Raw genomic sequence first — 11,925 nt, forward strand, 5'->3', positions numbered from 1 at the left:
AGGAGCACCGGATGTCTCTACTGAAACCACATAAAACGCTGATCAGCGCGGCTGTCGCCAGCGCCTGCATCGCCATGCCGGCCCTGGCGCAGGACGCTGCACAGGCGCCAACGCCCCGCCAAAACACCGGTGAAGCGATCGCCGAGGTGCGGGTGACGGCCACCCGCCATTCGACGTCGCTGTTGCGCACGCCGGTGTCGGTGACCGCCGTCGGCCAGGAAGAACTGACCCGCAAGGGCATCACCGACGTGCGCGGCCTGAGTGGTGAAGTGCCCAACCTGCAGCTGGGCAGTGCGACCGATGGCAGCTCGGGCGTGAAGATTTCGGTGCGCGGCGTGAGCAGCAACGACTTCACCGAGATCGGCAATCCGGCGGTCAGCCTGAACGTCGACGGTATCTACACGCCGCGCCCGCAATCGGCGCTGGCGCTGCTGTTCGACCTGGAGCAGGTCGAAGTGCTGCGCGGCCCGCAGGGCACGCTGTTTGGCCGCAATGCGACGGGCGGCAGCATCAACATCATCCCGAACAAGCCGCAGTTCAATTCGACCGAAGGCAATGCTGGCCTCACGCTCGGGCGCTACAACCTGCGCCAGGTGACGGCCGTGCAGAACATCCCGGTCAGCGACACCTTCGCGATGCGTGCCACGATGATGGTCATCAAGCGCGACAGCTACCTGAACCAGGAGCAGGATTTCTACGCGGCGAACTTTCCGGAATTCGGCGTGACGCCGGCGCGCGATGCGGCCGGCAACGTCATTCCCGATGTCGACCAGCGCTACAACCGCAAGGTCGGCGCCAGCGATGCCTATGGCAACAAGGACGAATGGGCGGCGCGCCTGCAGGGCCGCTGGAAGATCCGCAACGATCTCGAATGGCTCGGCGCCTACGAGCGCTATACCAACAAGGGCGCCGGCGACATCGCGCTCAAGGATTGCACGATGGCGGCCGGCACGGCCCACGCCTGTCCGGGCGGGCAGTGGGACGTCAAGATCAACCGGCCGGGTGAACTCGACTGGAACATTGACACCTTCCGCAACCGCCTGACCTGGAGCGTGAACGACCACACGACCGTCGAATACAACGTGTCGTACTCGGAGCAGAACCGGCGCCAGATCCGCGACGGCGACTCGGGCTACCAGCCGCTGGCCGAAGACATCAATATCTACGGCGGCTTCGTCAACGATTCAGCCGGCTTTACCAATTCGTCCAAGTTCAAGACCACGGTCCAGGAACTGCAGCTGCGCGGCGAGCAGGGCAATCTGCGCTACGTCACCGGCCTGTTCTGGATGCACGAAAAGAACGCGATCGAGTTCGGCGAAGACTCGATCTCGGCGATGGTCAACGCACCGGGCGCGCCGTATTACGCGCTGTACGACCAGACCGACCGCCAGTCCGAATCGATGGCCGCCTTCGGCCAAGTCGACTGGGCCTTCGCGCCGAAATGGAACCTGACGGTCGGCGGGCGCATGACGCGCGACGAGCGCGAAGACAAGAACGGCAAGTTCTACGATTCGGGCACCACGGGCGATCCGTACTCGTACTTCCAGGGCCAGTACACGCCGATCCCGGGCCGCTTCTTCAACAGCAGCGACCTCAAACCCGGCATGGGTTCGTACTACGGCGTGGCCGGCATGGCCGGCATCACGCCCGACATCAGCAGCAACCGCGATTCGTGGAACAAGTTCACCTGGCGCCTGGGCCTGAGCTACCAGGTCACGCCGGACGACTTCGTGTTCGGTTCGCTCTCGACCGGCTACAAGGCCGGCGGCTTCAGCGACAAGCAGAATATCTGCGCACGCGGCCTGGGCGGCAACTGCGCCGACCGTGAGCCGGGCCCGCACTACACCTTCCTGCCATGGAAGCCTGAAACGCTGACCAACTTCGAGGTCGGCTACAAGGGCCGCATGCTGGACAACCGCCTGTCGTTCTCGGCCACCGCCTTCCACAGCCGCTACAAGGACATGCAGATGACCGGCGCGGTCGAGATGGGCAAGATCATCCCGGCGATCCCGTGCACCGCCGCCAATCCATCGTGCGATTCGGCGGTGTTGTACGGCACCACGAATGCGGCCGAAGCGAAGATCTCGGGCCTGGAACTGGAAGGCAAATACCGCCCATGGGCCGGCGCCGAAGTCAATTTCCAGTACTCGCACCTGCGCGCCAAGGTGGTGTCGTACCCGGATTACACGCAGACCTGGCGTGACGTACCGTGCGGGCCATTCCGCGCCACTTACGGCGTGGAGCCGTGCGTGCGCTACACGGGCCCGAACCAGGCGCTGGTCGGCCGCTTCCCGGCGAACGTGGTGGGTAATGATTTGCCGAACGCGCCGCGCAACTCGGCGCGGATCGAAGTCTCGCAGCGCTTCATGCTGGCCGGCGACTACGAACTCACGCCACGCCTGTCGGCGCGCTGGCAGGACAAGATGTACTTCAGCATCCAGAACCTGGACAACCCCAAGGTCGGCAACCAGCAGAACGCCTACGCAACGTATGACGCGTCGCTGCGCTTGACGGCACCGAGCGGCAACTGGCGCGCCGAGGTGTATGTGAACAACCTGAACGACGTGCTTGCCAAAAACAATGCGCGCATCGTCGACCCTGGGTACGTCATAGGCCAGTACAACGAGCCGCGCATGTTCGGTGTGCGCGTGGGTGTCGACTGGTAAAGCAAATGTCAGCAGTGTGTCCTTCAGGAGAATGCGATGCGTGATGCGAACAATGGTCGGGGTGGTGTGGCAACGGCGGTAGCGACGGCGCTGGTGCTGGCCGGTTGTGGCGGTAACGCCGCCGATGATGGCGTGCAGGCAGGTATGTCGCGGCAGTTGTCGGCGGTGCCTGTCGCCGTGGCCGCCGCGTCACCGTGGCCGCTCTGGTCGGGGTGGGATTTTCCGTACAACGAACCGCCGCTCGCCAGTGCCCCGGCGGTGGCGTTCGGCGTCTCGCAACTGACGCAGTCGGCCACGCAGACCGTCTTCCGGGGCGCGCACACGCTGCCGGCGGGGAGCGTGCAGAACTATCGTATCGGCGTGTTCGTCCACCACGACGTGTTCTATTACCAGGCCGATGCAAGCGCCGTCATCAACGCCGACGGCACGTTCACGCTGACCCTGCCACGTTCGGTGGGCAGCGCCGACCGCGCCGTGCTGGTGCTGCATCCGGCATCGTACGATCCGCTCTCGGGCCCCAACTGCAATGCGGCCGGCGGCTTTTGCAGCGGCCAGATCACGGGCACGACCAAGCTGTCGCTGCCAGTCGATCCGGCGGCGGTCACGGCCTACACCGCCGCTTATTTCCCGGCGCCGGCAACATCCGCCAACGCGCAGATCGCCGCATTGCAGCGCATGATGAATACGCCGCAGGTCACTGGCGGGCCGTATGGCGCGGGGCGCCTGATCCGCAGCTTCCACGACATGGACTCGGCCTTCCTGTACGACCAGGCGCTGGCCGTGATCGCCTTCAGCCTGGCCGGCGAGCAGGCCAGCGCCGAGCAGATCATCAACGCGCTGGCCAGGTCGCAGTCGGCGTCCGGCGCCTGGGTGTTTGCCTATCTGGTCGATGGCGCCGACGCCAATCCTGGCGTGGACATGCGCATCGCCGGCGCCAACGCCTGGTTCGGCATGGCGCTCAACGCCTACCAGAAAGCCTTTGGCAGCACGAAGTACCTGGCCATGTCGACCCGCCTGCACGACTACCTGCGCGCAGAAACCGTGGCCGTGACGATCAATGGCGTGGGCCGCAGCGGCTTGCGCTTCGCACCGACCAACTACGTGGCGGGCCGCACCGGCATCTTCGCGCTGGAGCACCAGCTCGACGCCTACGCCAGCCTGCACCAGTACCACGCGCTCAATGGCGGCAGCCAATACCTGACCGCCGCCACGCAGTTGCGGCAGATGGCGGAAAGCCTGTGGAACGGCACGCGCTTTTTGGGTGGCTACGACGCCAATACCGGCACCCTGAATACGGGCGAGCGCTATCTCGACACCTATTCGTGGTCGGTACTGGCGCTGGGGAACGTCGGCAGCGCCGGACAGAACTTCGCCGCTGCACTGCCGGGGATGTGCGACTATTTCAATGTCGGCGGCCGCCTGGACTACCCGTCGCGCAATGTGACTGGCATCGTCGGCTTCTACGACGTCATCTACGACAACGTGCCGTCAAGTGCGCCGTTTGTCTGGAGTGAGGGCAGCCTGGGTGCGATCATGGCGATGCGCCAGGGCGCACCCACCATGCAGTGTGCGGGGAACGGGGCCAGCCAGATGCTCGAGTCGCTGAACTACATGGTCGACAAGCTGGGCAGCATGCCGTACGCAACGCGCAATACCAATGCGGACTTCACCAGTTCGGGCAGCGTGGCAGGCACCGCCTGGCTGTACTACGCGAACCGGAACAAGAATCCGTACGCGCACTACTGAGAAGGGCAGGTCGATGCACTTTGCCGGATGGATGCTGTGCGCACTATTGACCCTTGCGGCGCCGCTCGCGCACGCCGGCACGCTCGTGATCGAGAGCTGGCGCGTGGACGACAAGGCGCTGTGGGAAAAGGTGCTGATCCCCGCGTTCCAGCGCAGCCATCCCGGCATCGACGTCAAGTTCGCGCCGACCGCGCCGACCGACTACGATGGCCGCCTCGCGGCGCGCCTGGCCGACGGCAGCGCCGGTGACCTGGTTGCATGCCGCCCGTTCGACGCATCCCTGACCCTGTACGCGCAGGGGCACCTGGAGCGCCTCGATGGCAAGCCCGGGATGCAGTATTTCGAGCCGGGCGCGATGGTGGCCTGGCAGACGGCCGGCGGCAAGGAAGCCTTCTGCATGCCGGTGGCGTCGGTGATCCACGGCTTCATGTACAACAAGGCGATCTTCAGAAAATACGACCTGCAGGCGCCGCGCACCGTGGATGAATTCTTTCGCGTGCTCGATGTGCTGAAGAAGAACGGCGTCGCGCCGCTGGCGCTCGGCATGGCCGATGGCTGGGAAGCGAGCCAGCTGGTATTTACCAATATCGGGCCGAATTTCTGGCGCGGCGAAGCCGGCCAGAAGGCGCTGGCCGACGGGCGCGCGCGCCTGACTGATCCGCCGTTCGTCGAGGCGCTGCGCTTCGGTGCGCGCATGGGCGCCTATCTGCCCGCCAGCGCCGCAACGCAAACCTATGGCCAGAGCCAGGCGATGTTCGCCACGGGTCGCGCCGCGATCTATCCGGCCGGGTCCTGGGATATCGCGCGTTTCAGCAGCGCGCCCGGCCTGGAGCTGGGCGTGTTTGCCGCGCCGGTGAAGCGGCGGGGCGATGCCTGCTTCATCTCGGACCACATGGACCTGGGGCTGGGCGTGAACCGCGCATCGAAGAACAAGCAGGATGCCTTCAAGTTCCTGGCCTGGGTTGGCTCGCAGGAATTTGCTGACATCTACAGCAACCGGCTGACCGGCTTTTTCACGCTGTCGAATCACCTGATTGCGATGCGCGATCCGGTCGCCAAGCAGATGGTCGAGTGGCGCAACAGCTGCGCGTCGACCGTGCGCCTGAATGCGCAAGTGCTGCATCGCGGACAACCCAGCATGGAAAGCGTGCTATGGCGCGTCAACGCCGACGTGCTGAAAGGGACGCTGGCGCCCGAACCTGCGGCCGCCAGGCTGCAACGTGATTTCGACCGGTGGTACAAGCCCCCGCAACCCTGAACGACGAACCCATTTTTGGCTGGATTGGAGACACTCTTGGATACCACACACCTGGTTCGACGCTGCGCCCTGGCATCGCTGCTTCTGGCTGCGCCGCTGGCCGGCATGGCCGCCGCACCACCCACGCCGCTCGCAGCATCTGCTGCAGCCAGCATGGAAGGCGTCGCCAGCGGCGCCCGGCTGCAGATGCGCTGGGAATTGCTGCGCAACGAGTACACGCCGCAGATGCCGGAAGGCCGCGCCAAGGCGCGCATGACCCTGACCAACAACGACAGCCAGCGCCTGCCAGCCAAGGGCTGGACGCTGTACTTCAACAGCATGGATGGCGTCGTGCAGGGCGCGGTGGGAGGCAATCTGCGCATGGAGCAGGTCGCCGGCAATCTGTACCGCCTGCGCCCGCAAGCAAACTTCGCGGGCCTGGCGCCGGGGCAGTCGCTCGACATTGATTACTACCACCCGCAGGTGATCATCAAGATGGCGCGGGCGCCCATCGGGCCCTATCTGGTGTACGACGCGCAGCCCGAGGTCGGCGTGGCGATCACCGATTTTGCGCTGCTGCCGGTGACGCGGCCCGAGCAGCTCGACAAGGGCGACATGGGTGCCCGGCCCGTGGTCACCGCAGCCGATACGTATCGCAGCAACCAGCGTGCCGACCTGCTGCCGGCGAGCGCCGTGCCCCTTGTGCTGCCGACGCCCCTGCAACTGACGCAGGGCAGTGGCAAGCTGCGCCTGACAGGCAAGCCGGTGGTGAACGCATCAGCGGCGCTGGCAGGCGAAGCGGACCTGGCGCGCTCGCTGTTCCCGGCATCGCTGCAGGGCAGCGGGCCGGCGCTGCGCCTGAGCGTGGGCAAGGTCGAAGGACAGACCTCGCCCGAAGCGTACAGCCTTGCAGTGCGAGCCAGCGGCATCACCATCGTCGGCAACAGCCCGGCCGGCGTGGCGTATGGCCTGCAGACCCTGCGCGATCTGCTGCCGTTGCCTGGCGCCGCCGAGCAGTCGGTGCCCGAGGTGACGATCGTCGATGCGCCGCGCTTTGCCTATCGCGGCTTCATGCTGGACGTCTCGCGCAACTTCCACACCAAGGAAACCGTGTTCAAGTGGCTCGACCTGATGGCGCGCTACAAGATGAACAAGTTCCACTTCCACCTGACCGAGGACGAAGGCTGGCGCCTCGAGATCGCCGGCCTGCCCGAACTGACGTCAATCGGCGCCGTGCGCGGCCATAGCGCCAGGCCGGGCGTGCGCCTGCAGCCGGCCTATGGCTCCGGACCCGACCCGCGCGATACGGGCGGCAGCGGCTACTACACGCGCGCCGACTACATCGAGATCCTGCGCTACGCGGCGGCGCGTCACATCGAAGTGATTCCCGAGCTCGAAATGCCGGGCCACGCGCGCGCCGCCGTGCAGGCGATGGAAGCGCGCTACCACCGCCTGAAGGCAGCCGGCGACAAGGACGCGGCCAAGTACCTGCTCAATGATTTCGCCGATCGCTCGGTCTACAAGTCGCCGCAGCTGTACAACGATCACGTGCTCAATCCGGGTCTGGAATCGAGCTTCACGTTCGTCCAGCACGTGGTGGACGAAGTGGTGAAGCTGCACCGCGAAGCGGGCGTGCCGCTGCATACGATCCACATGGGCGGCGACGAATTGCCCAATGGCGCCTGGGAGCAGTCCCCGGCCAGCCGCGCCATGATGGCGCGCGAACACCTCGAATCGACAGCCGACCTGTGGGATTATTTCTATGAACGGGTTGACGGCATGCTGCGCAAGCATGGCCTCTACACGTCGGGCTGGGAAGAGCTGGCGGCGCGCAAGACCACGCTGCATGGCAAGAACAAGCTGATCCCGAACCCGCGCTTCACGCAAAAAGGATTCCTGGCCTGGGTCTGGAACAATACCGAAGGCGCCGAAGACCTGGCCTATCGGCTGGCCAACGCCGGCTATGACATCGTGCTCGCGCCCGTGACCAAGATGTACATGGACATGGCCCACAACGCCAACCCGGAAGAACCGGGCGTGAACTGGGGCGACTACGTCGAACTTGAGACCCCGTATGACTTCATCCCGTTTGACTACCTGAAGAACGCGACCGAGGCTGCGCGCGTGGGCAAGGACGGCCTGACCGATTACGGCAAGCGCCGCGTGCGCGGCCTGGAAGCGACCTTGTTTACCGAAACGGTGCGCGACCCGGCCCGCATCGATTACCTGGTCATGCCACGCCTGCTGGCGGTGGCAGAACGGGCCTGGGCGCCGGATCCGGCCTGGGCCACCGAGCCCGATGCCACGAAGGCGGCGGCGCTGCATCGCACGGCCTGGTCGGGCTTTGTCAATGCGCTGGGCCAGCGCGTGCTGCCGCGGCTCGATCTGGATCGCACCGGCGTGGCGTACCGCATTGCGCCACCCGGCCTGCTGCTCGACGGCGACAAGGTCCTGGTCAACCATGTATTGCCGGGGATCGCGCTGCGCTATACCGTGGATGGCAGCACGCCGAGCGCCAGCAGCCGGCCGGTGGCCGGGCCGATCACCGAGCGTGGGCTGGTGCAGGTCGCAGCGTTCGACCGCAATGGCAGGCCGGGACTGGTGGCGCGCATCGACCGGCGCTGACGGCGTGGCCGAAATGCCTGCTGGGTAGCGGAACACGGGGCTATAATCAGCGTTTTCTGCGGGATACCGGGTGAGAGCGTCGATCGGAAAAGTGGCAGGGCGTTGGTGCGACTGGCGACGCCTGCGGATTGCTGCCGTACTGGCCTCTGCCTGCGCCTTCCCCGGCGCCGTGCAGGCGGCAGCGCCAATGCTGGCGATCGTGCCACCGGCGCCTGCAACGTCGTCCGCAGCGCCATCGTCCGGCCTGCAGGTGCTGCACTGGTGGACCTCGGCCAGCGAACGCCGCGCGGCCGACCTGCTGGCGCAGCGCCTTGGCAAGGAAGGCGTGCAGTGGGAAGACGCCGCGATTCCCGGTGGCGCCGGCATCGGCGCCGGCAAGGTCCTCAAGGGCAGGGTGCTGGCCGGCGACGCGCCCGAAGTCACGCAGATCATCGGCGTGTCGGTCGCCGAATGGGCTGAGATGGGCCTGCTGCTCGAACTGGACAACGTGGCCGTTGCCGACAACTGGCGCGGCGTGCTGTTCCCCACGGTCCAGAACCTGATCCAGTACCGCAAGCACACGATGGCCGCGCCGCTGGGCATCCACCGCGTCAATACGCTGTTCTACAACCGCGCGCTGTTCGCCCGGCTCAAGCTCACGCCGCCCACCACCTGGACCGAATTCGATGCCGTCGCCGCGCGCCTGCTGGCCGCGGGCGTGCAACCGCTGGCGCAAAGTAGCGAAGCCTGGCAGGTGGCGGCGTTGTTCGAAAACCTGGTGCTGGCCGAAAGCGGGCCGGCCTTCTATCGCGCATTGTTCGTGCGCCGCAGTCCGGCCGCCGCTTTTGATGCGCGCACCGCGCACGCGCTGCAGCGCCTGCGCACGATCAAGGGCTGGGCCGGCGGCCAGCTGGCCGAGCGGCCCTGGACCGAGGTCGTGCGCCGCTTCGCCGCCGGCCAGGCCGGCATGATGATCATGGGCGACTGGGCCAAGCCCGAGCTGGCCGAACACCGGATGGTGCTCGACCAGGACTATGGCTGCGTCGGCGCACCGGGCACCGGTGCGTATCACCTGTACAGTGTCGACACGCTGTCGATGTTCGCCGGCGACTACCGGCACCGCGAAGCCCAGGAAAAGATGGCGCGCCTGCTGCTGTCGCCGTCGATCCAGGCCGACTTCAATCTGCTCAAGGGCGCGGTGCCGGTGCGGCGCGATGCGGATCCGGCGCGCATGGACAGTTGCGCGCGGGCGTCGTGGACGACCTTCGCCGGCGGCCAGGCCGTGCAGGCGCCCAGCCTCGTGCACCGCATGGCAACCGACGAAGCCAGCCGCGACGCCATCATCGCCGAGGTGCATCGCTACCTGCTCGACGACGCCGTGCCGGTGGCGGTGGCGCAGCGCCGCCTCGCCGCCTTGTTCAGACTATTCAATTTAACCAGCCAGGGGACGCCGGGTGCGCAAGATACTGATCGTAGACGATGATAAAAAGACCTGCGTGCTGCTCAAGACGTATCTGGAGAAAAACCAGTACGACGTGATCCTGTCGCACAACGGCGAGAGCTTCCTGGCCGAATTCCATGCGCACCTCGAGACGCTGTCGATGGTGATCCTGGACGTGATGCTGCCCGATACCGACGGCTTCGCGCTGTGCAAGCAGGTGCGCCAGCGCTCGAACGTGCCGATCATCATGCTCACGGCCAGCTCGGACGAAACCGACCGCATCGTCGGCCTCGAGCTGGGCGCCGACGACTACATCGCCAAGCCCTACAGCCCGCGCGAGCTGCTGGCGCGCATCAAGGCGATCCTGCGCCGCGCCGCGCCCGAGACGCCGTCGGTGCGCTACCACCGGTTTGTCGGCTTCACCCTCGACCTGATGGAGCGCACGGTGACCGACAGCGCCGGCCATCCGGTGGCGCTCACGGGGCTCGATTTCCAGCTGCTCAAATACTTCACCGAGCACCCAGGCAAGATCCTCGACCGTGGCCTGCTGTGCGAAGAAACGCGCGGGCGCGACGCCGGCCCGCTCGACCGCTCGCTGGACGTGCAGATCAGCCGCCTGCGCCTGCGGCTGAACGACGACGGCAAGCAGCCGGCGCTGATCAAGACCGTACGCGGGGCCGGCTATGTGTTCTCGGCCGACGTCAGCGTGTCCAGTGTCTAGCCGTAGCAGCAACCCGCTCGCGCGCGTGCTGCACCAGCCGTTGCAGCGCTGGTTGCCGGCGTCGCTGCTTGGCCGCCTGACGCTCGTGATGGTGGCCGGGGTGCTGGTGACGCAGCTGGCGGCCAGTGCGATCTGGGCCAGCCAGCTGCGCGCCAAATCGCAGGTCGAGGCGCAGTCGTCGGCCCAGTACGTGGCGCACAGCGCGGCCGGCGCAATCCGCTTCTTTCGCAGCCTGCCGCCGGCCTATCGGCTGCTGATCATCCAGCAGTTGCGTGAAATGGGCGGCACGCGCTTTTTCGTCAACCTCAATCATGCCTACGTGCCGATCGAGCAGATCGCGCCGCACCCGCTGGCGCAAAGCGTGATTGCCACCGTCGACGCCACGCTCAGGAGCGACCTGCCGCATTCGCCGGGCTTCCGGCTCGCCTTTGCCCGGCCTGACCGGCTGGTGGTGGCCGAACACGATGTGCGCCTGGACGACCTGCCCAATGCCTGGGTCCAGCATGTGCTGCTGCTCAAGCCCGATCCGGCCCCGATCCTCGTGATCCAGACCGAGATCGAGCCCGGTAACTGGCTGTACATGGCGGCGCTGATGCCGAACCCGTATTTCCTCGACAGCAGCGACCCGTTCGCGTGGGATCGCCTGATGCCGCAGATCCTGTCGCTGGCCGTGGTGCTGCTGCTTTGTCTGCTCGTCGTGCGCTCGATCACGCGGCCGCTGGCCGCGTTGTCCGATGCCGCGTCGGCGCTGGGCCAGGGTCATGACGACGAGGCGCGTCCGCTGCCTGAAACCGGCAGCCGCGAATTCATCAACACCGCGCGCGCCTTCAGCGCGATGCGCGAGCGCATCGGGCGCTATATCGACGACCGCGAGCGCCTGTTCATCTCGATTTCACACGACCTGCGCACCCCGATCACACGGCTCAAGCTGCGCGCCGAACTGCTGGACGACGAAGCCCTGCGCGACGAATTCGAGGAAGACCTCGATGAACTCGACATGATGGTCAAGGGCGCGCTGCAATGCGTGAAGGACAGCGACATCCACGAAAACCCGACCGAGATCAAGCTCGATACGATGCTGGGCCGCATGGTGCGCAGCGCCGAACTGGCGGGGCACGCAGTGGCCTGGCAGCCGTCCGGCGTGACGGTGCGCGGCAAGCCGCTGGCGCTCAAGCGCGCGCTTGGCAACCTGCTCGACAACGCGCTGTTCTACGGCGCGCGCGCCGAAATCAGCGTGCGCCAGGAGCCTGGCTGGGTGCTGATCTGCCTGCGCGACCACGGGCCCGGCGTGCCCGATGAAGCGTTTGCCAGCCTGTTCGACCCGTATGTGCGGCTGGCGCATGGGCGCGAGCAGAATGATGGCGGCATGGGACTGGGCCTGGGTATCGCGCGCGGCGTGATCGAGGCGCATGGCGGCCGGCTGGTGCTGTCGAACCATCCCGAGGGTGGTTTGAATGCGGTGGTACGCTTGCCGGCCGTTTGACTCTTTTCTCATACGCCATGTTTCAGA

The 11,925-nt window shown here is 66.3% G+C and carries 7 protein-coding genes; all 7 read left to right on the forward strand.

The window, feature by feature from the left end:
* The first annotated feature begins 11 nt into the window (after positions 1-11).
* The 7 genes from AC56LW_RS16585 to AC56LW_RS16615 all read left to right on the forward strand — a co-directional run bounded on the left by AC56LW_RS16585 (position 12) and on the right by AC56LW_RS16615 (position 11,898).
* A complete protein-coding gene (locus AC56LW_RS16585) occupies positions 12-2,666 on the forward strand; it encodes a TonB-dependent receptor (protein ID WP_332530587.1) in 2,655 nt (884 codons plus the stop codon).
* Between the two features lie 36 nt (positions 2,667-2,702).
* Complete coding sequence (locus tag AC56LW_RS16590; RefSeq protein ID WP_499636127.1) at positions 2,703-4,412, forward strand: hypothetical protein; 1,710 nt, start codon at positions 2,703-2,705, stop codon at positions 4,410-4,412.
* 13 nt (positions 4,413-4,425) lie between these two features.
* Positions 4,426-5,670: an ABC transporter substrate-binding protein gene (locus tag AC56LW_RS16595; protein ID WP_499636130.1), complete on the forward strand. Its 1,245-nt coding sequence runs from the start codon at positions 4,426-4,428 to the stop codon at positions 5,668-5,670.
* 36 nt (positions 5,671-5,706) lie between these two features.
* Positions 5,707-8,274, forward strand: a complete 2,568-nt coding sequence (locus AC56LW_RS16600) for a family 20 glycosylhydrolase (protein WP_499636133.1) — start codon at positions 5,707-5,709, stop codon at positions 8,272-8,274.
* A 91-nt stretch (positions 8,275-8,365) separates the two neighbouring features.
* Positions 8,366-9,736 carry an ABC transporter substrate-binding protein gene (locus tag AC56LW_RS16605; protein WP_499636136.1) on the forward strand — a complete coding sequence of 457 codons (1,371 nt, stop codon included), beginning with the start codon at positions 8,366-8,368 and terminating at the stop codon, positions 9,734-9,736.
* Positions 9,708-10,415 (forward strand): response regulator, encoded by a 708-nt coding sequence (locus AC56LW_RS16610; RefSeq protein WP_332530582.1) that lies wholly within the window; start codon positions 9,708-9,710, stop codon positions 10,413-10,415. Before AC56LW_RS16605 ends, AC56LW_RS16610 begins: the two co-directional genes overlap by 29 nt.
* Positions 10,378-11,898: an ATP-binding protein gene (locus AC56LW_RS16615; RefSeq protein WP_499636139.1), complete on the forward strand. Its 1,521-nt coding sequence runs from the start codon at positions 10,378-10,380 to the stop codon at positions 11,896-11,898. Before AC56LW_RS16610 ends, AC56LW_RS16615 begins: the two co-directional genes overlap by 38 nt.
* Positions 11,899-11,925 lie beyond the last annotated feature (27 nt).

This window comes from Telluria sp. LT2P80, assembly GCF_059685955.1.